Annotated in this window: 24 protein-coding genes; 14 read left to right on the forward strand and 10 right to left on the reverse strand. The window is 67.8% G+C overall.

All coding sequences use genetic code 11. The features are described 5' to 3' along the window. A partial coding sequence (locus VH499_RS23045) for a DUF2945 domain-containing protein (protein ID WP_332055151.1) occupies positions 1-198 on the reverse strand: 198 nt, incomplete at its 3' end. A gap of 374 nt (positions 199-572) precedes the next feature. Between VH499_RS23045 and VH499_RS23050 the strand changes: the two genes are divergently transcribed. From VH499_RS23050 to VH499_RS23060, 3 genes are all read left to right on the forward strand, one after another. Beyond that, on the forward strand, positions 573-1,781 hold the full coding sequence (locus VH499_RS23050) for an NnrS family protein (protein ID WP_332055112.1): 1,209 nt from the start codon (positions 573-575) through the stop codon (positions 1,779-1,781). Positions 1,782-1,886: 105 nt separating this feature from the next. Next, positions 1,887-2,099 (forward strand): hypothetical protein, encoded by a 213-nt coding sequence (locus VH499_RS23055; protein ID WP_332055113.1) that lies wholly within the window; start codon positions 1,887-1,889, stop codon positions 2,097-2,099. Between the two features lie 66 nt (positions 2,100-2,165). Next, positions 2,166-2,447 carry a hypothetical protein gene (locus VH499_RS23060; RefSeq protein WP_332055114.1) on the forward strand — a complete coding sequence of 94 codons (282 nt, stop codon included), beginning with the start codon at positions 2,166-2,168 and terminating at the stop codon, positions 2,445-2,447. Between the two features lie 27 nt (positions 2,448-2,474). Here the strand turns inward: VH499_RS23060 and VH499_RS23065 are convergent, their stop codons facing one another. The 3 genes from VH499_RS23065 to VH499_RS23075 all read right to left on the reverse strand — a co-directional run bounded on the left by VH499_RS23065 (position 2,475) and on the right by VH499_RS23075 (position 4,514). Continuing rightward, positions 2,475-2,909, reverse strand: coding sequence for a hypothetical protein (locus VH499_RS23065; RefSeq protein WP_332055115.1), 435 nt, complete (start codon positions 2,907-2,909; stop codon positions 2,475-2,477). Positions 2,910-3,033: 124 nt separating this feature from the next. Next, positions 3,034-3,855, reverse strand: coding sequence for a glycoside hydrolase family 25 protein (locus tag VH499_RS23070; RefSeq protein ID WP_332055116.1), 822 nt, complete (start codon positions 3,853-3,855; stop codon positions 3,034-3,036). Between the two features lie 119 nt (positions 3,856-3,974). Then, complete coding sequence (locus VH499_RS23075) at positions 3,975-4,514, reverse strand: hypothetical protein (RefSeq protein ID WP_332055117.1); 540 nt, start codon at positions 4,512-4,514, stop codon at positions 3,975-3,977. 465 nt (positions 4,515-4,979) lie between these two features. On the opposite strand from VH499_RS23075, the gene VH499_RS23080 reads away from it, so the two are divergent. The 3 genes from VH499_RS23080 to VH499_RS23090 all read left to right on the forward strand — a co-directional run bounded on the left by VH499_RS23080 (position 4,980) and on the right by VH499_RS23090 (position 6,511). Next, positions 4,980-5,156 (forward strand): hypothetical protein, encoded by a 177-nt coding sequence (locus tag VH499_RS23080; RefSeq protein ID WP_332055118.1) that lies wholly within the window; start codon positions 4,980-4,982, stop codon positions 5,154-5,156. Positions 5,157-5,381: 225 nt separating this feature from the next. Continuing rightward, positions 5,382-6,227: a Ku protein gene (locus tag VH499_RS23085; protein ID WP_332055119.1), complete on the forward strand. Its 846-nt coding sequence runs from the start codon at positions 5,382-5,384 to the stop codon at positions 6,225-6,227. Positions 6,228-6,229: 2 nt separating this feature from the next. Continuing rightward, positions 6,230-6,511 carry a hypothetical protein gene (locus VH499_RS23090; RefSeq protein ID WP_332055120.1) on the forward strand — a complete coding sequence of 94 codons (282 nt, stop codon included), beginning with the start codon at positions 6,230-6,232 and terminating at the stop codon, positions 6,509-6,511. On the opposite strand, the gene VH499_RS23095 is transcribed toward VH499_RS23090, so the two are convergent. After that, positions 6,508-6,897 (reverse strand): response regulator, encoded by a 390-nt coding sequence (locus VH499_RS23095; RefSeq protein ID WP_332055121.1) that lies wholly within the window; start codon positions 6,895-6,897, stop codon positions 6,508-6,510. The two genes, VH499_RS23090 and VH499_RS23095, sit on opposite strands and share 4 nt — an antisense overlap. Positions 6,898-7,435: 538 nt before the next feature. Here VH499_RS23095 and VH499_RS23100 point away from each other — a divergent pair. The 4 genes from VH499_RS23100 to VH499_RS23115 all read left to right on the forward strand — a co-directional run bounded on the left by VH499_RS23100 (position 7,436) and on the right by VH499_RS23115 (position 13,131). Next, a complete protein-coding gene (locus VH499_RS23100) occupies positions 7,436-10,822 on the forward strand; it encodes a hypothetical protein (protein WP_332055122.1) in 3,387 nt (1,128 codons plus the stop codon). Between the two features lie 191 nt (positions 10,823-11,013). Beyond that, positions 11,014-11,193, forward strand: coding sequence for a hypothetical protein (locus VH499_RS23105; protein ID WP_332055123.1), 180 nt, complete (start codon positions 11,014-11,016; stop codon positions 11,191-11,193). A 61-nt stretch (positions 11,194-11,254) separates the two neighbouring features. Next, complete coding sequence (locus VH499_RS23110) at positions 11,255-11,725, forward strand: terminase small subunit protein (protein WP_332055124.1); 471 nt, start codon at positions 11,255-11,257, stop codon at positions 11,723-11,725. Beyond that, positions 11,722-13,131 carry a hypothetical protein gene (locus VH499_RS23115; RefSeq protein ID WP_332055125.1) on the forward strand — a complete coding sequence of 470 codons (1,410 nt, stop codon included), beginning with the start codon at positions 11,722-11,724 and terminating at the stop codon, positions 13,129-13,131. The genes VH499_RS23110 and VH499_RS23115 overlap by 4 nt, the downstream gene beginning before the upstream one ends. A gap of 62 nt (positions 13,132-13,193) precedes the next feature. Here the strand turns inward: VH499_RS23115 and VH499_RS23120 are convergent, their stop codons facing one another. The 3 genes from VH499_RS23120 to VH499_RS23130 all read right to left on the reverse strand — a co-directional run bounded on the left by VH499_RS23120 (position 13,194) and on the right by VH499_RS23130 (position 15,148). Beyond that, positions 13,194-13,916 (reverse strand): hypothetical protein, encoded by a 723-nt coding sequence (locus VH499_RS23120; protein ID WP_332055126.1) that lies wholly within the window; start codon positions 13,914-13,916, stop codon positions 13,194-13,196. Positions 13,917-13,959: 43 nt separating this feature from the next. Beyond that, entirely contained in the window at positions 13,960-14,427 is a 468-nt protein-coding gene (locus tag VH499_RS23125) for a PaaI family thioesterase (RefSeq protein WP_332055127.1), read from the reverse strand. Positions 14,428-14,506: 79 nt separating this feature from the next. Next, a complete protein-coding gene (locus VH499_RS23130; RefSeq protein WP_332055128.1) occupies positions 14,507-15,148 on the reverse strand; it encodes a LysE family translocator in 642 nt (213 codons plus the stop codon). A gap of 386 nt (positions 15,149-15,534) precedes the next feature. Between VH499_RS23130 and VH499_RS23135 the strand changes: the two genes are divergently transcribed. The 4 genes from VH499_RS23135 to VH499_RS23150 all read left to right on the forward strand — a co-directional run bounded on the left by VH499_RS23135 (position 15,535) and on the right by VH499_RS23150 (position 19,437). Beyond that, positions 15,535-16,590: a DMT family transporter gene (locus VH499_RS23135; protein WP_332055129.1), complete on the forward strand. Its 1,056-nt coding sequence runs from the start codon at positions 15,535-15,537 to the stop codon at positions 16,588-16,590. A 100-nt stretch (positions 16,591-16,690) separates the two neighbouring features. Next, positions 16,691-17,365, forward strand: coding sequence for a response regulator (locus VH499_RS23140; protein ID WP_332055152.1), 675 nt, complete (start codon positions 16,691-16,693; stop codon positions 17,363-17,365). Beyond that, on the forward strand, positions 17,362-18,753 hold the full coding sequence (locus VH499_RS23145) for a HAMP domain-containing sensor histidine kinase (protein ID WP_332055130.1): 1,392 nt from the start codon (positions 17,362-17,364) through the stop codon (positions 18,751-18,753). Before VH499_RS23140 ends, VH499_RS23145 begins: the two co-directional genes overlap by 4 nt. Before the next feature lie 63 nt (positions 18,754-18,816). Then, positions 18,817-19,437: a hypothetical protein gene (locus VH499_RS23150; protein WP_332055131.1), complete on the forward strand. Its 621-nt coding sequence runs from the start codon at positions 18,817-18,819 to the stop codon at positions 19,435-19,437. Positions 19,438-19,443: 6 nt separating this feature from the next. Here the strand turns inward: VH499_RS23150 and VH499_RS23155 are convergent, their stop codons facing one another. Both VH499_RS23155 and VH499_RS23160 read right to left on the reverse strand, forming a co-directional pair. Further along, positions 19,444-20,673 carry an MFS transporter gene (locus VH499_RS23155; protein ID WP_332055132.1) on the reverse strand — a complete coding sequence of 410 codons (1,230 nt, stop codon included), beginning with the start codon at positions 20,671-20,673 and terminating at the stop codon, positions 19,444-19,446. 87 nt (positions 20,674-20,760) lie between these two features. Further along, positions 20,761-21,057 carry a hypothetical protein gene (locus VH499_RS23160; RefSeq protein WP_332055133.1) on the reverse strand — a complete coding sequence of 99 codons (297 nt, stop codon included), beginning with the start codon at positions 21,055-21,057 and terminating at the stop codon, positions 20,761-20,763. Positions 21,058-21,160: the final 103 nt, after the last annotated feature.

The following is a 21,160-nucleotide window of genomic DNA, read 5'->3' on the forward strand; positions in this document are numbered from 1 at the left end:
CAAGGCCCGGCCCTTGTGCAGGGCGACATGGTCGGTCTTGTCGCTCTTGATCTCGTATTGCGGATCGTCCGTGCTCGCGTGATGGACGTATCCCTTGTAGTTCACGTCCTTCGTGTGCACTCGCACCACGCGGCCACGCACGCGGCCGGCTTCCGAATTCCAGCTCACGTGGTCGCCCACCTTGAACGTCTTCGCCATGAGGACCTCCCTGGCGCGCATTCCCGGTTCCGGGAATCGATCGACGGCAATGGCCACCGGATCGCTCGCCGGGAACGTCTGTTGCAGCGCCTCGTCGAGCAGTCGGTCCAGATGGGCGCTCGATCTCGGGGGCGGATTGCGCGGACGCTTCGTGGTGCGCATGGCCTGTGTCTCCCCACGTCGTCCAGTGGATATGGTGCGCCGCGCGGCGGAAGCAAAATCGTGCGCGCGGCGTTGATGCGCGGAGCGCCATTCTGTCGCGCACGACGGAGCTGTGATTTGATATGAACCATGCGCAGCGGGCGCCAGGATGCTGGTCCTGCTTCATGCTTTGAAACAAGGTTGAGACGCGCCAGGCGGTCCCTCGTCCCGATATGGCCCAGATTCCCCGACTGCGCCCCTACGACGGGCCTGCCGTGCTCTCCTACGGGTTCCGGCCGTTCTTCCTGCTCGGTTCGGCCTATGCGGGACTCGAAGTCCTGGCGTGGCTGCCGATGTTTTATGGCGAGCTGTCGCTCACCACCTCCTTCTCGCCGCTCGACTGGCACGTGCACGAGATGCTGTTCGGCTACGTCGCCGCGATCGTCGCCGGCTTCCTGCTGACGGCAATCCCCAACTGGACCGGCCGCCTGCCGCTGCAGGGCGCGCCCTTGCTCGGACTGGTCGTGGTCTGGCTGGCCGGCCGCATCGCCGTCGGCCTGTCGGCGGAGATCGGCTGGCTGGTGGCGATGGCCATCGACGTGGCCTTCCTGGCCCTGATGGCCGCCGCCGTCGCCCGCGAGATCTTCTCCGGCAAGAACTGGCGCAATCTCAAGATCGTGGCGCTCCTGTCGCTGCTGGCGATCGCCAATCTCGCCTTTCATCTCGAGGCGCACCTCGAGGGCCGCGCGCAGTATGCGACGCGCTTCGGCATCGGCCTCGTCATCTTCCTGATCATGGTCGTCGGCGGTCGCATCGTGCCGAGCTTCACGCGCAACTGGCTGATGCGGCGTGATCCGGGCCGGCTGCCGGCGTCGTTCGATCGCCTCGATATGGGCTGCATGGCGTTGAGCGCCGTGACGTTGCTCCTGTGGGCGATCCATCCCGACGGTCGGGCGACCGGCGTCGCGCTTGTCGCCGCCGCCCTCGCCAACGCGGTGCGACTCGCGCGCTGGGCCGGCGAACGCACCGTCGCCGACCGTCTCGTCGTGATCCTGCATGTCGGCTTCGGCTTCGTGCCGCTGGGGTTCGGGCTCGCCGCGCTGGCGGCGTTCGGGCTGATCGCGTCGAGCGCGGGCGTGCATGCCTGGACCGTGGGGGCGATCGGGATCATGACGCTCGCCGTCATGAGCCGCGCCAGCCTCGGCCATGCCGGACGGCCGCTGGCCGCCTCGCCCGGCCTGCAGGCGGTTTACGGGCTCGCCGCGCTCGCCGCCGTCGCACGCATCGCGGCGGCGCTGCTGCCGGATTGGAGCATCACGCTCCTTCATGTCGCGGCCTTCGCCTGGGCCGCGGCCTTCCTCGGCTTCGCCGGCCTCTACGCCCCCTTGCTCTGCCTGCCCAAGCGACCAGCCGGCCCCGGAAGCCCACGCACAGTGCCGTGAAGTCGGCGGTTTGCCCTTGCCAATGAGCCTGCGGCGACCTCACCCTTTTGAGGGGCGCAGCTTTTCGATCGCGGGGGGCGTTTCTAGGCCATGAACCTGAAACCCATGAATCGATTCGATCCCTCGAAACCCTGCTTCGTTCACGACCGGGCGAACGGGGTGACAATCGCCTGGTCGCCCGACTGGGCGCCGGCCTATGGCCGGTTTGCCCGCGACCAGGGCGGTGGCCTGATCGACTTCGACGGGCTGGTGCTCGACGGCTGGAGCGAGCAGCCGAAGACCGCGCTGCCGCCCGACTGCGCGCCGCACGACGTCTGACGCCGCCAATCCCGGTGCGCCGTTCGGGCTGGGGTCCGGGCGCGAAACCGGATACGCTGGCGGTCGATGGCGAGGACGCCTCAACGCAACCCTCCGCCCCTGGTGCTGCGCGTGTTGCGCGCCGTGCACCAGGCGACGCGGGACAGGAAGCCGCCCTGCTGGGTCGGCGTCAACGCTCTCGGGTTGAGGGTGGACCAGATCCGGCTCGACCAGGCGATCACCTTGGCCGTGCAGTCGAGCTGGCTCAGGGCGGCGGGCCATCCGCCGCTCAGCGTGGCGATCACGGCGACCGGAATCCGCCTCGTCGAGGAGGATGGCCAAACCACGAGCCCGCGCGCGGCGGGATGACCGGGCGCGGGGATCGGGCGGCCGGCGTCAGCGCCGGCGCCGCACCATCGCCTTCGCCGCCGCGACGAGGTAGGCGGTGAGCGCCCACAGGGGGATCACGAAATAGGGCCCGGGATCGGTCGCCATCAGCGTGCTCACGTTCGGCTGCGCGGCGAGCAGGAAAAGGATCAGCAGGATCGTCGCGCCCTCGAACAGCCAGCGCGCCGGACCCGAGGCCACTTCGCCGAGGGCCCGTTTCTTGGCCGAGCGGTAGGCGAGGGCGCCCAGGATCATGATCGGTGCGCCCACCATCATGCCCGATGGCTCGGCGCCCTTGAACTCCGAGCCCAGCTCGCCGAACAGGCCGAAGAAGCCCAGCACCAGCGCGACCGACGAGCCGAGATGCGTGAACAGGCCCGGCCGCCGCTCATCCCGGCTCGATTGCAGCGGCTCGAGGCGGGCCGCCTTCAGCTCGTACAGCATCCGCTCTCCCCCGAGGCGCGAAACGAGGGAGTCTAGGCAGGGGGCGGCTGCCCAGCCATTCGGGCAATTGTATCAATTGGTTCAGCGGCAGGTGGCGGCCGCCGGCTCGCGGCCGCCTTTGGGCCTACACGCTGCTGCTTCGGCTGTTCCAGAAGCGGTAGAGGCCGGCGGCGTCGCCCGCGAACAGGTTGCGGTCGCAATGGTCGACGCCGGCCACGGTCCGAGCGGGCTCGCCGTAGGCGCCGTCACCTTCCTGCTGGTTGGCGGCGTACTGCCAGAGGCGCCAGCCGCGGTCCGACCAGGCATAAGGCACCTCGGGCTGCTCGCGATAGTCGGCGAGCCAGAGGTCGCAACGCGCCAGCAGCGAGCCCGGCGCGATCGGCTGCGGCAGGCTCATGCGTTTGCGGCCATAGGGCTCGCCGTTGGCCCAAGCGGGATGGGTGTAGATCAGCGGCAGGCGGCGCGTCTCGCGCCAGATCGTCTGCACGAACGCCTCGGCCTGGTCGAGCGTCATGGTGTTGCGCGGGTTGGGATCGTTGGGCTCGAAGTCGAGCGCCATCAGGGTCGTCGGCCCGGGCTGCGCGGCGCCCAGGAATGCCGCCGCCTGATCCTGCCCCGAATACTGGCGCGTGCCGAAATGGTAGGCCCCCCACAGCAGGCCGGCAGCCTCGGCCTGTTGCCGCCGCATACCGTACGACGGATCGAACCAGTCGCCGCCCTCGCTCGCCTTGTGCACGACCGCGAGGATGTTGCTGCCGCGGATCGAGGCGAAGTCGCCGACCTCCACCATGTGGCTGATGTCGATCACCGCATCGAGGCCGGCGACCGCGGGCGCTGCCGGTTGAGACGGGTAGGACGAGGGGGCGTAGGAGGGAGCGGTGTTGGAAGGAACCGGGTATGCCGTCTGGCGTCGCGCCCCGCAGCCGGCCAAGGCCGGCGCTGTCAATCCGGCCAATCCCCCGATGACTCTTCTACGCGAGATCATTTGAAGCCCGATTGTCGATGAACCGAATCCAAAAGGCAATGAGGCAAGGCGCGCGACGGCGCGGCCGGACTGCCGCGGTTCTACGACAACGCGATGGCGCCGCCGTCGCCGGCCGGCGGTTCCGCCAGAAGCCGCTTCGACAGGAGCGCGGTGCGGCTGGCGAGCTCGATGGCGTCGTCACTGGCGCGGGCGAGATCGTCGGTGGTGATGCGTCGAAGCGTGATCTCCTCGGTCCGCCGCGTGCCGCGATCGGTGCGCATGCGGGCGAAGCGCATCGGGCGCAGCCCGGCCGCGTCGTACTCGGCGAGGTAGCCGTTCACGATGTCGTGGCGCAGCGAGGAAAGCCGCGTCGCCTCCTCGACGATCGCCAGCAGCACGGCGCGCTCGGACGCGAGATCCGGCAGCCGTCGCGCCGCCTTGGCCGCGAAGGCGAGCCGCTTGGTCAGGCTGACGGGAATGTCGCGCTCGATCCGCTCGCCGTCCAGCCGATGGTAGATCGTGCCGACCACGGCATTCAGGGCGAGCTCGAACAGCGCGAGATTGACGACCAGGCCGCCGATCAGCGGTGAGACGTCGTCGAATGCCGCGCGGTCCTGTGGAATGCTCTGCAAAGGAGACATCCGGCCCTACCCACTGCGCCGTTGCGACCTGCCCGATCGTGAAGATAGGCGTGATCGGACCGGCACGCCCGAAGCTTGTGCCGAAGCGATTGCGACAATCGCGTGATCGGCGCGTGATCGGCGCGTGATGGCGACGTGATCGCGAGGCCCGATCAGGCGCCGCTGCTGCGATTGACACCAAACGACCCCGGCACGGAAACAAAAGTTACGGAGGACTGGTGTATAGACGCGGTGTGCCGATCGGGAGGGGTCCCGGTGGGCCGTGAGATTGGTGTGTGGGTTTCGCCGGCGCCGCGAGGCAAGGGCGGAGGGGGCTGCCGGGGGCGAAGGGGTTCGCCCTTGGCTGCCCAATGAAAGCTTGGGGTGTCTCATGACGTTGATCGCTCGCGCGCAGGTTCTTCGCGCGCATCCGGCCGATCGGTTCGGCCGGTCCCTCCGACTTGCGTCATCGATCGGGTTCGCGCCATGCGCCTGATGATCGTGTTCGCGGTCTGGGTGATCGCGGGTCTCGTCACGACCGGCCTGGTCGCGGGCACGCTGCAGCACGTCGCCGTCGATGCCGATGAGAGCGCGCGGATATCGGCTTACGCGCCGCCGGCAACGCCGCCGACGGGTTTCGCCGACGCATCGCGCCGTTACTGACGGTCGCGCGCCGCCGCCGCCGCTCCTGCCAGCGGCGGCCGAATGAATGCCGGCCGCCCGACCTCCAGGGCGCGCCACGTTCCTTTGTCGCAGCTTCGTCGCTAGGCATTGCGAGGCCGAAACGAGAACGGCCCGCAACATCTTGACAACGCATCTAACGCTGTGGGTACGGCGTTTTCGCGGTGTACAGTCCTGTGGACGAGGGATCTTTGGAGGGGTTCTGCCATGGCTGCGAGGCCGTCGTGGGAAGGCCATCTGCGCCTTTCGCTCGTGACTTGTCCGGTCGCTCTCTATCCGGCCACCACCGAGGCGGAGACCGTCCGCTTCAATCTGATCAACCCGCAGACCAACAACCGCATCAGGATGAAGACCGTCGATGCGGGGACGGGCGAGGAGGTCTCGCGCGGCGAGCTCATGAAGGGCTTCGAGATCGCCAAGGGTGAGTACGTGCTCCTCGACAAGGAGGATTTCGAGAGCGTGAAGCTCGAATCGACGCGTGTGGTCGACATCGAGAAGTTCGTGCCGCGCGCCTCGATCGACCGGCTCTACTGGGACGTGCCCTACCATCTCGTGCCGGCGGGCAAGACCGGCATCGAGGCCTTCGCGGTGATCCGCGAGGCGATGGAGCACAAGAAGATGGTGGCGCTCGGCCGCCTCGTGATGAGCACCCGCGAGCGCATCTGCGCGATCGAGAACGAGGCGCACGGCCTCGTGCTGACGACGCTGCGCACGGCCGAGGAGGTGCGGGCGATGGACCAGATCCCGCATCCCGACCTGCCCAAGGCGGACAAGTCGATGCTCGACATCGCCGAGAAGATCATCGACCAGCAGTCGGGCGACTTCGATCCGTCCGAATTCACCGACCGCTACGAGGACGCGCTGCGCGCTCTGATCGAGGAGAAGAAGAAGGGCCACAAGCCGGTGCGTCCGGCCAAGCCCGCCAACGACGACAAGGTCATCGACCTCATGGAGGCGTTGCGCAACAGCCTGAAGGGCGGCGGCAGCCGCGGCGCGGCGTCGGCGGAGCGGCGCACGCGCACCAAGAAGCCGGCGCGCCGGCGGGCGGCGTGACGATGAGCGTGCAACTTCCCCTGCCGGCCGGTTGGGCGATCGGCACCCTCACGAGCCACCGCGACCCGCGGGAGCGGCTCGACGCACTCGAGCGCGACAAGCTCGCGGTCCGGGCCGAGATTCGCGAGATGCTGGAGCGGCTCGCTGACCGGCACGGGCTCGCGGCGCGCGACGTCGAAGCGGCGGTGCAGGACTATCTCGACGACATGCTGGGCGATGCGACCTACGAGCTGGAGCACATGCTGCTCGGCGAGATCGAGGAGCGCGGCCAGGGCGGGAGCTAGCGGCGCGCGGCGCGGACGCGGCGCAGGCGTTGCGCCAGCGCGAGCTGATTGAAGGACCTGTCGAGGCCGCGCACGACATTGCTCAGCTTGACGGCATCGCGTTCGGCGTGATCGGCATCGAGAGTGAGCACGACCGGCGTCCCCGGCCGCTCGCGACGGATCGCCTGGGCGAGCGAGAAGCCGTCCATCGGACCGGGGATGTCGAGCTCCATGAATGCCGCGTCGTAGTCGGTCGGACGCTTGAGCTTCAGCGCCTCCTCGGCGTCGCGCGCCTCGACCACGGTCGAGCCGCATTCACGGAGATAATCGGCGACGGTGGTGCGCACCTGCATGTCGCTGATCACGATCAGGACCCGGCTTCCGGGGCCGGGGTCGTCGGAAGGCATCGTCCTCGTCCTCGCCTCTGGCGCGGCGCTTTCGAAGGAAGGCCGCCCCTCGCGAAGCGGCCTCCTCAGGTCCGCCGGTAAGCCGACCGGGACCGCACGGCACCTTTTGTCCCAGCAACGTTGGCCCCGGGCGAGCGGTTGCGTCCGAAAACCGCCCCGCCGGGCGGCCGCGATCGCGTGGCCGTCAGGCCGGTCGGAAGGGTTACAGGTGCGGCAGGCGAGGGTCGCGAGCGTCCGATAGCGAACGCGCGCTGGTCCGCAACCGGTTCTCCACAGGGAAGTTGCAGACGCCCGTTGAACTTCGCGGCCCGGCCCGTCTCAATGCCGGCAAGGCCGCGCAGACGGCAGGAACGCGACCCACCCCTCACACTCGCGTTCGGCGTCAAGCAAACGATACCCCCTTTAGCCTTGGGCCCGGCCGGAGACGGTTCGGGCTCTACTGTTTACCGGGCCGCGCCGGCGCGCCGCGCTCCGATGAGATGTTGAAACAGCGCGTGTTTCGGGCATCATCGACCCGGCCGGGTGAGGGGGAAGCACCATGACCGGGCGGGGGATCGGGCGAGCGCGGCACGCGCTCCACAAAGGCGTGAGCGCATGGCGCTGGCCGTTGCCGACCAGCCTGCGCAAGGTGCGGCTGCGCCAGTGGACTGTGCTGGCGATGGTGATCTTTGCCGTGCTGGGCGCTGTGACGGCCTATCGCGGCGCCCACACCGAACAGGACTCGATCGTCATCGCCGAGAGGCTGGCCCAGGGCCAGTTGATCGAGGTCGGCACGCGCCAGCAGCTCCATACCCAGAAGGCATCGGCGTCGGCCCTGGCGACGCGCGAGAACGCGGTGCGCTGGGAAGGCCAGGCGCTGGCGCGAAGCGCGGCGCTGGCGCGGGAGGAGGGACGGACCGAGGAGGCTGCATGGTTCGGCATGCGCGCGCAGGAGGAGTTTGCCGCCGCCCGCGCGGTCAGGCTGGTGCGCTACGAGTTCGCCTCGAACAGCCTTTCGACCGACGAGGAGAACCTGCGCGTGGCCGGGTCGCTTGCCCGGCTCGGCTTCGGCAGCTTCGTCCACTTCGATGCGAGCGACGCCGCGGCCCGCGCGACATCGGAGCCGGCGGGTTCGGCGTCGTGCCGGCCATCGTCCGGCCTCGAGCTGTCCCATCTCTGGTGCGAGACCCGCGATCGGCTGGAGGAGCTGCACGCGCACGTGCGGACCTTCGCCCTGGCCGTCGCCGCCTTCGTGCTGGCGCTCACCCTCTTCACGGTCTCCGACGCGAGCGCCAAGGCACGATGGCGGGCGCTGAAATGGGTTTTCCTCGGCGCCGGCCTCGCGATGGGCGCGGTCGCGGTCGCGGTCGTCCTGCTGTTCGGTGACAGCGCGGTCTGGCCGTGGCTGCTCGGCGGCCTGGTGGCGACGCCCGTCCTCTGGCTCGGCCTCCACTTCGCGGTGGCCTATGCCGAGCGGCGCGGCTGGGTCCATCCGGAGAAGGGCGAGGGCGGCGTCCATTCGGAGGAGCTTAGCTTCGAGCGCGCGGCGCTGAGGGCGCCGATCCTGGGCCACCATATCGAGCATTGGTTCGGCATCGTCACCATCATCCTGGTGGCGGTGACGGTGTTCCTGAGCGCAGCCGTCGGCTGGGGCTACAGCGTGGCCAACACGCATGCCGACGCAGCGGCCGAGGAAGCGCGCAAAGCGGCGGCCGAGATGGTCATCCGGACCTCGCTGTTCGCCGCCCGGCAGAGCGAGGTGGTGCGCGAGGTGGCCGGCGCGGTCGAGCGTCGCGTGCGCCTTGCGCTGACCCACCAGCGTCTGCAGCTGTCCGAATCCCGTGACGCGATGAAGAGCAGGTACGGCGAGGAGGAGCAGCGCCACGCCCACGAGCTCGGCACCTACAAGGGTCAGTTCGCGAACCTCGACTTCATCATGGATTCGCCGACGCTCAGCGTCGAGGAGGACCCGCGATTCCCCAACCGCCTGCTCTGGCACTTCCTGCGCATCCCGACGTTCGAGCCGGTCGAGAAGGAGAAGCCGGGCCGGGAACGCGACGAGCGAGGCCGCAATGCCTACGAGGCCTTTGCGCAATGGGATCTCGACAGCAGCGTCAGCGTGTCGTGGCGCGACATTGCAACGAGGCTCCTGGCCGCGCTCACGATCTTCGCCATCTCGCTCTATTTCCTCGGCCAGGCGCTGGCCATGGAGCCGACCCGCAGCGGCTACGTGCTGCTCACGGCCGGCATCATGTTCGCCTGCGTCGGCATCGGCTCCAGCCTCTACGTGTCCTATCCGATGCTTCGCCTCGCCGGGATCGCCGGGGAGACGCCGAAGAAGGTGTCCGAAATCCTCGCGGACAACGAGTGTCCCGCGGTCCATTCGGCGTTCTCGGACGGGACGCGCCGCGCGCACGAGCTCGCCGCGTACTTCTATTCGGTGGGCATCGTGCTGGCCGAATACCGCTCCGACGCCACGGACCTGCGCAGGTCCCGCAAGTACTTCGCCTGCGCCCTGGCGTTGAACCCGACTTTCGCGCACGCCCGGCTGAAGCTCGCCGATGTCCGCTTCGTGCTCGGGTCGCTCGACTTCGACGAGCCCTATATCAGCCTGCCGGTCCGCGACGAGCTCCTGAGCAAGATCGACGGCTCGCGCTCGGCACGGGCGCTGCTGCGGCAAAGCGGCCTCGACCTGCCGGCGGGCCAGCGCAGCGACCTCGCCTACGACACCGCTCTCGACGGGCTGATCCGCCACGACGATGCGACGCTCGCCGAGGCGGAGTCCGTGGCCCGGGAGACGATCGATCTGATCGAGACGGGGCGCATGCTGGCGAGCCCTGACGAGGCCACGCTGCTCTATTTCAATCTGGGTTTCGTCCGGCTGGCGCGGGGCCAGTTCGACACCGCCCGGCAGGCCTACCGCAAAGGCCTGAACGACCAGTCGGGCGACGCCATCCGGGCGTCGGCCCTCACCGACCTCGAGACCGTGAAGGCACTGCGCTGCCAGGACAACGACGCGGCGATGGGCGCGAAGTTCGACTGCGCAGACCTGACGGGCGCCATCGCCGACATCAAGCGGACGCTGCTCGCCAGGCCGCGCGCCGACGCGCAGACGCCGGTGGCGAAAGGAATTCCGCAGCAGGACTTCAGCGTATCGGTGACGGCCAACCACCTGACCGCCCGGGTGCGCGGCGTCGATGCCGAGGCCGACGATCTCTGGCTCGTCTGGTCACGCCTCGAGCCGGGCTGGAACTCGTGGCGGACGCTGCAAAGGATCTCCCGGCCGGTGAGGCTCGGCCGCAACAGCGACGACGGTGCGACGGTGCGCGACGGCATGCTGACCGTGCGGCAGTCGCAGATGCACGCCTATTCGGGCATCGAGGACTGCCTGGCCGGCGGCCAATACCGCGCCGAGCTCTATGCGCACGGCACGTTGATTGCGGCACGACCGCTCGACCAACCGCTGCCGAAGATGAAGGTCGCGCGCCTTCACGAGCTCAACGTCGAGCTCTGCATTCCCGACGGATGGCGCGTCGTGCCGATGGAAGCGGCCGTGGAACGGCAGGGCGCCGGCTACGGCGTCATCCGCGGGCTGCAGAACTCCGCCGGCAAGCTGAGCTCGTTCATCTTCACCTTCTACGTGCCGGCCCATTCCGACGAGCTGGGGGCCTGCCTGGTGCCGCGCAACCTGGTCGGCTGCGCGCTCGCCGCGCTCAAGGCGCGCGGCTACATCGCGGGCGACGAGCCGCTGGTCTATTTCGAGGACCTGTCGCGGTCGATCGACAGCCGAAGCCTGATCGTGAAGCCGTGGCGGACGCCGGACGGTGGCGTGCATGTCGTCTTCGCCAGGGCCGACGCGGCATCGTCGGATCAACTGTGGCACATGCTCGAATCGGCCGAGGTGATCTACAACGAAAACGAGACCGACGCCGAAGAGCAGAAGTGACCATCCGTCCGGCCTGCTGTTGCGATTGAAACCAAACCGGGTCGCGGCGGAAACACATGATACAGAGCGCTGGGCTATAGAATGGGCCGTGCCGAGCGGGAGGGGTCCCGGCGGCCGTGGATTTGAGTGTGGGAGCCGGCGAGGGGGCGAAGGGGTTCGCCGCCGGGCCGGCAGGAAACTTGGGGTGCATCATGCGGCTTTTCACCATCTTCGCGATCTGGATGATTGCCGGCCTCGGCGCGACCACCGCGCTGTCGGCCACGCTGGAACAGGTCCTGGTCCCGACCACGGACAGCGCCCAGGCCGAGGCCTATACGCCGCCGACGCTGACGTCGATGGGCTTCGTCGCCGACAGCGCGCGCCGCTCCTGATCGGGCGGAGAAGCTTTTCAACGCTTGACGTCGCGCTTCCCAACTTCCGCATATCGCCGGCATGGCGAAGCGGAAGGCGGGACGCCCCCTGAGACGCGAATCGGCGAAACTCACGCCGTCTATCGCGGCCACGATCTGCGCGCGGCTGGCGGCGGGCGAGACCTTGCGCGCGATCTGCCGCGATCCGGCGCTGCCCGGGGAGACGGTGGTGCGTCGCTGGGCGACCGAACGGCCGGCCTTCGCCGCCAGGATCAGGCGTGCCCGCGAGACCGGCCTTGCCACGCTCGCCGACGAACTGCTGGAGATCGCCGACGATCCGTCGGCTGACAGCGCGGTCGACGACAAGGGAAGGACCCGGACGGACGCCGAGGCGATCCAGCGCTCGCGGCTGCGTATCGAGACGCGCAAGTGGCTGCTCGCCAAAGCGCTGCCGCAAATCTGGGGCGAGGCGGGCGGCGGCGCGAACGGCGCGCTCTCGCTCGAGGCGCTGGTGCTGGCGAGCATCAAGGCGAACGCCGAGCCCGACAAATGAAGGCGGCAGCCGACAGGCTCCGGCTGTGGCGCGAGAAGCCGCCGGCCTTCGTGCGCGAGGTGCTGGGCGTCACGCCCGACGCCTGGCAGGACGAGGTGCTGGCGGCGTTCCCGCATCATCAGCGGCTGGCGATGAAGGCGTGCAAGGGGCCGGGCAAGACCGCGGTCGAGGCGTGGCTCGCCTGGAACTTCCTGGTGACGCGCCCGCATCCCAAGATCGCCGCCATCTCGATCTCGGCCGACAACCTCGCCGACAATCTGTGGGCCGAGATGGCGAAGTGGCGCCAGCGCGCGCCGCTCCTGCAGGCCGCCTTCGAATGGACCAGGGGCCGCATCTTCGCGCGCGACTTCCCCGAGACCTGGTGGATGTCGGCGCGCGCCTGGGCGCGCAGCGCCGACCGCCGCCAGCAGGGCGAGGCGCTGGCCGGCCTGCATGCCGACTACGTCCTCTTCATCCTCGACGAGTCCGGCGGCATTCCCGATGCGGTGATGGCATCGGCCGAGGCGGCGCTGTCGAGCTGCGTGGAGGGCCACATCCTGCAGGCTGGCAACCCGACGCATCTCGAAGGTCCCCTGTGGCGCGCCTGCACCTCCGAGCGCGCGCTGTGGCACCTGACCGAGATCACGGCCGATCCCGACGATCCCAGGCGCACGCCGCGCGTGAAGGCCGAGTGGGCGCGCGAGCAGATCCGCAAATACGGCCGCGACAACCCATGGGTGCTGGTGAACGTGTTCGGCCGCTTCCCGCCGGGCTCGCTCAACGCCCTGATCGGACCCGACGAGATCGCCGACGCGATGGAGCGGCGCCACGAGCCGGCCTCCTACGGCGAGGCGGCGCGCGTGCTGGGCGTCGACGTCGCGCGCTTCGGCGACGACGCATCGGTGATCTTCCCGCGCCAGGGGCTGCAGGCCTTCGCGCCGATCCGCTTCCGCAACCTCGACGGCCCGCAGGGCGCCGGCGCGGTGGCGCGCACCTGGACGGACTGGCAGGCCGACGCCTGCTTCATCGACGACACCGGCGGCTTCGGCGCGGCGTGGATCGACAATCTCCGGCTCCTCAACCACCGGCCGATTGGCGTCGGCTTCGCGGCCTCCGCCAGCGACGCCGCCAAATTCGCCAACAAGCGCTCGGAGATGTATTTCGCCGCGGTCGAGTGGATCAAGGCGGGCGGTGCCTTGCCGTCGCGGGACACGCCGGGCGTGGCCGAGCTTGCCGCCGCGCTCACCCAGACGACCTACGGCTTCAGGGGCGACCAGCTCCTGCTCGAGCCCAAGGAGCAGGTGAAGGCGAAGCTCGGCCATTCGCCCGACGATGCCGACGCCTTCGCCTTGACCTTCGCCCAGCCGGTGCTGCGCGAACGCGCGAGGGCCTTCGATTTCTCGCGGCTGAGGAGGGGCATCGTGTGACGGGGGTGAACCGCCTCCAGAGCTTTTCCGGCGTCCAACGAACGTCCGTCGATCCGTCGCCTTTACCCATCCTCCTCGTGGACAGTGTGGATCCGGGAGGTGTTGTTCGTGAACTGGCAGCCGGGGCTGAAATAGATCGAGGTGCAGTGCGGCAGGAGGACGCCGGGCTGATGGCCGTGGAAATCGACGCGCATGAAGCCGCTGCCGGCGAGGCCCTCGTAGATGCCGTATCCCTCCGAATCGTCGCAAATGATCATGCCGCGCCCGGACAGATGATCGACCGCGATGGGGATCATCTCGGACCTGAACAACCCGTCGATGACCACGACATCGAACTTCCTGTCGGCGGGCGGCCCCAGCGCCGTCCTGATCTCGGCTGCCGTCCGGTCCGGCGTCTCCATGGCGACGAGGGTCAGGGACACGTTCTGCGGGATCTTCCTCTTCAGACGATCGAACCACTGTTCGTCGCCTTCGAACGTCGTCACTGTTCGCGCACGCGCCGCCCAGAACAGGGTCGATTGCCCGCCGCCGAACTCGAGGATGGCGCAATCGGCGAAATCCTGGAACCTGACGAAATCGATGCAGGGATAGGTATACCAGGGGAGCGCCTTCATCTTCTTCGTGACGGCGGCGCGCTGGAGGCTGCTCAGGAAGTGTCCGCTCTGGATGCTGAAGTAGAAGGGCGTGAGAAAAGCCGTCGCGACGCTTCGAAGGCCACTGGAGAGCTGGCCGGGCAGGCCGCGCCTGAGCGGTTGATAGATGCGATGGAAGATTGTCGCCGTCATTGCCGTCCGTCTGTCTGGGGCACGATTATACCACGACGGCGAATCAGCTTTCGAAGATCAGGCAGGTGGTCGTGCCGTGGACGAGCAGGCGGCCCTCGCGATCGGTGACGCGGCCCTCGGCGGTGCCGATGCGGCGGCTGCGGCTCAGCACCGTGCCCTCGGCGCGGATCGGGCCGGTCTGCGGCGTGATCGGACGCACGAACGAGACCTTGAACTCGAGCGTCGTCGAGCCGATGCCCTTTTCCAGCGTCGACTGGATGGCGAGCCCCATGCAACTGTCGAGCATCGTGGCCGCGAGGCCGCCATGCACGGTGCCGGCCGGATTGAGATGGCTGTCCTTCGGCTCGGCGGTGGCGACGACGCGCCCGCTCTCCGCCTCGACGATGTCGTAACCCAGGGTCCCGGCCATCGTGTTGAGCGGCAGCGTCCCGTTCGCCAGGCCCTGCACGAAGGCCAGCCCGTCCATCTCCCTGCGCTGGTCGGCGCCGACGGTTCCATAAGTCTTCTTCATGTCGCGAGGATTTGCCGGGCTCGCGGGATTGTCACGCGGTTTTCGGACGTCGAAGGGCAGGCCGGAACGAGCCTCTGCGCTACGCCCCCACCGGCTTCCCGGCGTCGGCGAGGATGCGGCCGCCGATCAGGACGAACGAGGCGCCGGCAGCGCGCTCGATCCAGTGGCGCGCGCGGGCGAAGCGGCGCATCACCGGCGCCGACGACATGAAGAGCGAGACGACCGAGTACCAGGCGAGCGCGCTCAGCACGACCAGCACGATCATCAGCACCATCAGCCAGCCGGGCGTGCTCGCCGTCACCGCGGTCGCGAAGACGCTGGCAAACAGCACGATCGCCTTGGGGTTGGTAAGCGTCACCAGGAAGCCGAATACCAGGGCGTTGCCGCGCACTTTGTTCGAGGGAAGCTCGCCGTGCGGCATGTTGCTGCCCATCGGCGCCGCGGGCCTGGCGCACAACAGGCGGATGCCGAGCCAGACGAGATAGGCGCCGCCCAGCACGCGCACCGCCCAGGTGAGCCACTGGTACTCGACCAGCACGGCGGAGAGGCCGAGCAGGCTGAGCGTCGCGTAGAGGCCGAGGCAGGTCGAGACGCCGACCGTCGTGAGCAGACCGCCCCGCGTGCCGCGCGTCATCGAGGAGCGCACGACCGCCACGAAATCGGGCCCCGGCAGGATCAGGGCCGGGATGAAGATGCCGAACACCGGGAGGAGGACGCCCATCGTTTGCATGTGCCGCTCGTTCGCTTTGCCGTCGAGGATACACGGGAAGCCCGCGCCCGGCACGGCGCGCGTCAAAATGCCTTCGACAGGGTGAAGCGGAAGGCGATGGGCTCGACCGGGTGTTCGCTACTCGGTCTCCCTCCGCACGATCGCGCCGTCGGCGCGAACATGAACACCGACTTCCTTGCCCGACCCGTCCTTCGCTCAAGCTCGTATTCCGGCGGATTGGTGCCGCTCACCACCTTGGCCTCGCTCGGTGTCGCGCCGAGTGCTTTCTGGGCGGCATCATGACTGCGAATCGAATGACGTCCGTCCAGCCTTTGTTGCAGCTTGAATCGTCACGTTAATTTCGGGGCACTCAAAACTGTCGTAAACTTCCTTCGATCATGAGTTCTTCGGCCATCGTCTATGCCGTCGTTTCTGCCGTGCTGTTCGGTCTCTCCACGCCGGCCGCGAAGGTGCTTCTGGGCGCGACGGACCCGATGTTTCTGGCCGGCCTCTTGTACTGCGGTGCCGGCGCGGGCATTGCGCTCTGTCGCCGAATGGCGCGCCTGCTGCTTCCCGCGGCCGCCGACAAGGAGAGCCCTTTGAGCGCTGCCGAACTGCCATGGTTGGGCGGCGCTATCGCCGCTGGCGGTATCGTCGGCCCGATCTTGCTGATGGTGGGGCTCATCCATACCGAGGCAAGTGCCGCTTCCCTGATGCTCACCCTTGAAGGCGTGGCGACGGCCCTTCTCGCATGGTTTGTATTCCATGAGAATTTCGATCGCCGCATTGCCATCGGCATGGCCTGCCTCATGGCCGGTGCCGTCATCCTCTCGTGGTCCGGGCGACCGACCTGGTCGGGATTGCTGGGGCCACTGGCGATTGCCGGCGCCTGTCTGGCCTGGGGCATCGACAACAATCTCACCCGCAAGGTCTCGCTCTCCGACCCACTGCAGATCGTCGAGCTCAAAGGACTCATTGCCGGTCCGGTCAACGTGGGCCTCGCTCTCTGGACCGGCAGTTCGATCCCCGCTCTTGGGGCGATTGCGGGAGGAGCTGTCGTCGGCTTTCTCGGCTATGGCGTCAGTCTAGCCTTGTTCGTGCGCGCCCTGCGCGGCCTGGGCACGGCCCGAACCGGGGCCTACTTCTCTACCGCCCCTTTCTTTGGTGCCACGGCGGCCGTCGTTGGCCTGGGGGAGCCGATCACCGCCCAGCTTCTGGCTGCCGCGGGTCTGATGGGCGTGGGTGTATGGCTGCATGTCACCGAGCATCATGAACACCGACATGTTCACGAGGCTCAGGCCCATGCGCATGCCCACAGTCACGACGAGCATCATCGGCACGCGCACGGTCCGGACGACCCGCCGGGCGAGCCGCATTCGCACTGGCACCGGCACGGACCCTTGGCGCACAGCCATCCCCACGTTCCGGATGCCCATCATCAGCATCGCCATTGAGATTCGGCGGCACCTGACGGCAAGAGACGAGGTGCCTTAAAGGTGCAATAAACTCGGCGTGCTCTGCTACGGAGAGGCGTCAACCGGCATAGGTTCGACCGTGCGGCTACTGGTGGTCGAAGACGAGACACGCATCGCGGAGATCGTCCGCGCCGCCCTGATGCGCGGCGGCTTTGCTGTGGACGCGGTGCGGCTCTGCGCCGACGCAAGGGAAGCGCTTGCGACCAATCCCTATGACGCCGCGATCCTCGATCTCGGCTTGCCTGATGGCGACGGTCTGAAGCTCTTGAAGGAAATTCGCGCCGATCGCAACGCCGTACCGGTGCTGGTGCTGACGGCGCGCGACGCAGTCGAGCACCGCGTCGCCGGTCTAGACGCGGGCGCCGACGACTATCTCATAAAGCCCTTCGCCATGGCGGAACTCGTCGCGCGCACGAAAGCCTTGCTGCGCCGACCGGGCGGAGCCCTTGGAGTGACGCTGACGAGCGGCAATCTTGCCTTCGACACGATTGGCCGCGATGTCCGCATCGATGACAAGACACTGATGCTGCCGCGGCGCGAGGCGGCCATCCTCGAGCATCTGATGCGCCGCGTCGGCCGCGTGGTGCCCAAAGCACTGCTCGAGGAAAAGCTCTATGGCCTCGATGACGAGCTCGAGTCCAACGCCATCCCGGTCCATGTGCACCATTTGCGGCGCAAGCTGATGGAAGGCGGCGCCAACGTCGAAATCCATACGGTGCGTGGCGTCGGTTACCTGCTGGTCGACAGCGCATGAGGCATGGGTCGTTTCGCTCGCTGCAGCTTCGCCTCGTGCTGCGGCTTGCAGTGCTGTTCGTTGTCGCAGCGGCCGTGCTCGTCGGCGTGCTGATCTGGCGCGCTTACGAAACGGCCGACAGCCTGGGCGATCGCGAGCTCGGCCTTCGGGCGGCAGATCTCGCGAAGCACATTTCGACCGACGCGCAAGGCAGCGCGCACCTCACACTGCCAGTGAGTCTGCAGCAGGCTTATCGCGCGACGCCAGCAGTCGATGTCTTCGCCGTGCGCGACCGCGATGGCCGCATCATCTCCGCGATGCCCGAGGTGTTCGGCCCGCTGGTCGCGCACTGGCCGAACCCGACCGACGAGCCGAGCTACTTCCGTCTCGCCGGCATCGAGGGCAACGGGCAGGATTATTATGGCCTCGGCATCATGCTCGATAGCGCCGTCGGGCCGGTGTCCGTCTGGGTGGCGCGGGCGGCGGGCGCGAATGCCTTCGTCCATTCGCTGCTCGCAGAATTCGTGTTCGATATCGCCTGGGTGATCCCGCTCTTCATGCTGCTCGTGCTCGCAGTCGCAGTGCTCGCCATCCGCGGCACGGTGAAGCCGATCCGCGAGGTGTCAGACATCGCCGCTGTCATCGGACCCGCAACCACGTCCGTGCGCCTGCCCTCCGAGCACCTGCCGAGCGAGATCGTACCGCTCGTGGCCGCCGTCAATCGCGCGCTGGAGCGGCTGGAGCAGGGCTTTGCGGTGCAGCGGCAATTCACGGCAAACGCCGCGCATGAATTGCGCACGCCGCTCGCGATCGTCACCGGTGCCCTGGAGGGCATGGAGCCGACAGCCGATATCGTAAAGCTCCGGTCGGACGTCGGCCGCATGAATCGCCTTGTCGAGCAGTTGCTGAGCGTTGCCCGCCTCGATGCCGTGGCACTCGACGTCTCGCAGGCGGTCGATCTCAACGAGGTGGCGAAGGAGGTGGTGGCGAACCTCGCGCCGTGGGCGCTGGCGCAAGGCCAGACGCTCGCCTTCTCTGCCGGCGCGGCCGCCGCTCCAACCACGGGTAACGCCTATGCGATTGCCGATGCACTGCGCAATCTGATCGAGAATGCCATCGCCCATGCACCGCCGCGCAGCGAGGTGACCGTCGCCACGACAGCCGAGGGCGGCATCAGCGTCACCGATCATGGCCGCGGTGTCGCCGAGGCAGACCGCGAGCGCATCTTCGAGCGCTTCTGGCGCGGCAAAGGCGCGGCGTCCCAAGGTGCAGGCTTAGGCCTCGCCATTGTCGTCGAGATCATGAAGGCGCATGGCGGCCGCGTCTGCGTTTCGTCCGCATCGGATGGCGGCGCGGTCTTCACACTCGTCTTCCGCAACGCCCACCAGGCGCGAGGGGGGAAAGCCTAATGCTGCATTAACTGGCCAATGCTCTGTTCTTTATGAAATCAGGGAAGTCCGATGGAGAAGATCATGACCAAGCTCGTTCTGGGCGCCTTGATCGGGGGTCTCGCTTCTACGGGGCGAGCTGAAACGGTGACTTTCGACGCCGATCCCGTTGGCGCTCCACCACCCGGATGGACGTCCGGCAGCACGGGCGGCGGCAATCCGCGCTGGACGGTCGAAGCCGATCCCACCGCGCCCGGGCGATCCAATGTACTGAGGCAATCGGGATCGGCTCCCTTCCCCTGGTGTGTCAAACAGGGCGCGCTGCTTGTCGACGGCATCGTCGAGGTGAAATTCAAGCCTCTGTCCGGCCGCGAGGACCAGGCGGGTGGTGTCGTCTGGCGATGGAAAGACGGCGACAACTATTACGTCGCTCGGGCGAATGCCCTCGAGAACAACGTCTCGCTCTACTACACCGCAGGCGGCCGGCGTCGGACGCTCAAATATGTCGATGCTCCGGTGGCCGGCAATGCGTGGCATACCCTGCGGGCCGAATTCAAGGGAACGCGCATCCGCGTTCTTCTGGATGGCAAACCCTACATCGAGGTTGACGACAGCCACATCGCGGGAACCGGCGCTGTCGGCGTCTGGACGAAGGCGGATAGCGTCACGGCGTTCGACGACTTCACTTACCAGCCAGGGCCGTAGGGTCCTTTACGCCCGCTTTTCGACGGCCTGCTCCTCGGGAGGTTGGACGCGGTTGAACAGGGCGAGAAGCGCGAGGTCGTAGCCGATCTTCACCAGGCCACCGATCAGGAACGGCCAGCCGAAGGGCGACAGGGTGATCAGAGAACCCGACACGACCGGCCCCACGGCGGCAGCCAAGCTGCGCGGCACGGAAGTGAGGCTCGCTGCGGCCGGCCGTTCCGGCGGCGTCACTACCGCCATGACGTAGGAGGTCCGGGTCGGCACGTCCATCTGCGAGAGCAGGCTGCGCAACAGGAGCAGCGCGATGACGACGCCGAGATCGTGGGTGAACGGGATCGCAAGCAGGCAGAGGCTCGACGGCAGATGGGTGAAGACCATCGTCCGGACGAGCCCGATGCGGCGGGCGATCGGACCTGCCGCGAGGAAGGAGGCCGCCGAGAGGACGCCGGTCCAGAAGAACAAGCTGGCCACGCTCGCCAGCGAGATGCCAAAGGTTTCGAACAGCCACAAGGCGACGATCGACTGCACGAGAAGCCCGCCGCCGAAGGCATCGATACTGAAGAGCGCAGTCAGCCGATAGACGACCCCCCTGGAGGGACCGAGCGGCGCAACCCTCGCGTCACCGTGGCGACGAGGTTCACGGATGCGCCCATAGATCATCGCGGCCGCGAGGCCGATCACGGCATAAGCGGCGAACATCCCCTGCATCACCTGAAGCGGTGAGACGCCGGACGATCGAACCGCAAGATCCGGGACTGCGGCGAGGAGGGTGCCTGCGGCACCCATCAACGAGCCCGCCAGGCTGTAGCGCACGAACAACGCCGTGCGATCCTGGTCGGTGACGGACTGCGCCAGTAGGGACTGCTCCAGAGGCAGGAAAACGCTCACGTCGCCGGTCGACGGATTGACGGTGCCCACGAAGGCGACAAGCAGCAGCGGCCAGAACGCCTGCAGTCCGGCGAAGCCCAGTCCGGTCAGAGCCATCAATAGCCCGGCGGCGAGCAGCGGCCGTCGGTGACCGAAACGGTTGGCGATGAGTCCGGCGAACAGCGTCAGGCTGGCCGAGCCCATAAGGGTCGCAGTGCTCACCATGCCAACCTGAAAGGCGTCGAGCCCGAGGGCGAGCAGGTAGGCGGGCAGCAGGATGCTGACGTAGCCGTCGGCGACGGCGCGCAGAGCACGGGCGATCAGCACCTTGCGCGCGTTGGCATCGGCAGTCGTGGGAAAGAGGAGCATCGTCGTGGCGGCGTGCCGAAGAGCTTATGCGCTCTGCCTTCCGGGGCCTACCATCTCGTTGCCGTTATCGAAAGCTCAAGCGGGGCATCAGTCGTCGTCATCGTCATCGTCGTCATCGACGGCCAACCGTCCCGTTTGCGAGTCGACCCGGATCTTGTCGGTCTTTCCATCTCTCGCTCCGGTCGCCTCGAAATAGCGGCCTTGCCGGACGATGTGGACGTTCGAATAGCTGTCCGACAACAACTTCTTCCGGATCTGGTCCTCGGTCACGGGCTGGTCGCCGGCAATGAACACCGGACCCTTCGGCGCTGCCGTTGCGATCACGATCCCCGTCCCGACGAGAGCTGCTCCACCGATCAGAGCGTCGAGAAGTCGACGATTCATGGCCTCCTCCGCAGTGCTCAACCGTCGCATGGGAGCATGCCGCCTTTAACGCAGCGTTAAGCCCGATCGGGACATTCCGTAAAACTGCGTTAAACGGGAAGGA

Source organism: Reyranella sp. (genome assembly GCF_036558665.1).
Taxonomy (GTDB): domain Bacteria; phylum Pseudomonadota; class Alphaproteobacteria; order Reyranellales; family Reyranellaceae; genus Reyranella.

Excerpts from the sequence above, each read along its gene's own strand:
- VH499_RS23050 (WP_332055112.1), top strand. The coding sequence starts at position 573 with ATGGCCCAGATTCCCCGACTGCGCCCCTACGACGGGCCTGCCGTGCTC.
- VH499_RS23055 (WP_332055113.1), top strand. The coding sequence starts at position 1,887 with ATGAATCGATTCGATCCCTCGAAACCCTGCTTCGTTCACGACCGGGCG.
- VH499_RS23060 (WP_332055114.1), top strand. The coding sequence starts at position 2,166 with ATGGCGAGGACGCCTCAACGCAACCCTCCGCCCCTGGTGCTGCGCGTG.
- VH499_RS23065 (WP_332055115.1), bottom strand. The coding sequence starts at position 2,909 with ATGCTGTACGAGCTGAAGGCGGCCCGCCTCGAGCCGCTGCAATCGAGC.
- VH499_RS23075 (WP_332055117.1), bottom strand. The coding sequence starts at position 4,514 with ATGTCTCCTTTGCAGAGCATTCCACAGGACCGCGCGGCATTCGACGAC.
- VH499_RS23080 (WP_332055118.1), top strand. The coding sequence starts at position 4,980 with ATGCGCCTGATGATCGTGTTCGCGGTCTGGGTGATCGCGGGTCTCGTC.
- VH499_RS23085 (WP_332055119.1), top strand. The coding sequence starts at position 5,382 with ATGGCTGCGAGGCCGTCGTGGGAAGGCCATCTGCGCCTTTCGCTCGTG.
- VH499_RS23090 (WP_332055120.1), top strand. The coding sequence starts at position 6,230 with ATGAGCGTGCAACTTCCCCTGCCGGCCGGTTGGGCGATCGGCACCCTC.
- VH499_RS23095 (WP_332055121.1), bottom strand. The coding sequence starts at position 6,897 with ATGCCTTCCGACGACCCCGGCCCCGGAAGCCGGGTCCTGATCGTGATC.
- VH499_RS23100 (WP_332055122.1), top strand. The coding sequence starts at position 7,436 with ATGACCGGGCGGGGGATCGGGCGAGCGCGGCACGCGCTCCACAAAGGC.
- VH499_RS23105 (WP_332055123.1), top strand. The coding sequence starts at position 11,014 with ATGCGGCTTTTCACCATCTTCGCGATCTGGATGATTGCCGGCCTCGGC.
- VH499_RS23110 (WP_332055124.1), top strand. The coding sequence starts at position 11,255 with ATGGCGAAGCGGAAGGCGGGACGCCCCCTGAGACGCGAATCGGCGAAA.
- VH499_RS23115 (WP_332055125.1), top strand. The coding sequence starts at position 11,722 with ATGAAGGCGGCAGCCGACAGGCTCCGGCTGTGGCGCGAGAAGCCGCCG.
- VH499_RS23120 (WP_332055126.1), bottom strand. The coding sequence starts at position 13,916 with ATGACGGCGACAATCTTCCATCGCATCTATCAACCGCTCAGGCGCGGC.
- VH499_RS23125 (WP_332055127.1), bottom strand. The coding sequence starts at position 14,427 with ATGAAGAAGACTTATGGAACCGTCGGCGCCGACCAGCGCAGGGAGATG.
- VH499_RS23130 (WP_332055128.1), bottom strand. The coding sequence starts at position 15,148 with ATGGGCGTCCTCCTCCCGGTGTTCGGCATCTTCATCCCGGCCCTGATC.
- VH499_RS23135 (WP_332055129.1), top strand. The coding sequence starts at position 15,535 with ATGAGTTCTTCGGCCATCGTCTATGCCGTCGTTTCTGCCGTGCTGTTC.
- VH499_RS23145 (WP_332055130.1), top strand. The coding sequence starts at position 17,362 with ATGAGGCATGGGTCGTTTCGCTCGCTGCAGCTTCGCCTCGTGCTGCGG.
- VH499_RS23150 (WP_332055131.1), top strand. The coding sequence starts at position 18,817 with ATGACCAAGCTCGTTCTGGGCGCCTTGATCGGGGGTCTCGCTTCTACG.
- VH499_RS23155 (WP_332055132.1), bottom strand. The coding sequence starts at position 20,673 with ATGCTCCTCTTTCCCACGACTGCCGATGCCAACGCGCGCAAGGTGCTG.
- VH499_RS23160 (WP_332055133.1), bottom strand. The coding sequence starts at position 21,057 with ATGAATCGTCGACTTCTCGACGCTCTGATCGGTGGAGCAGCTCTCGTC.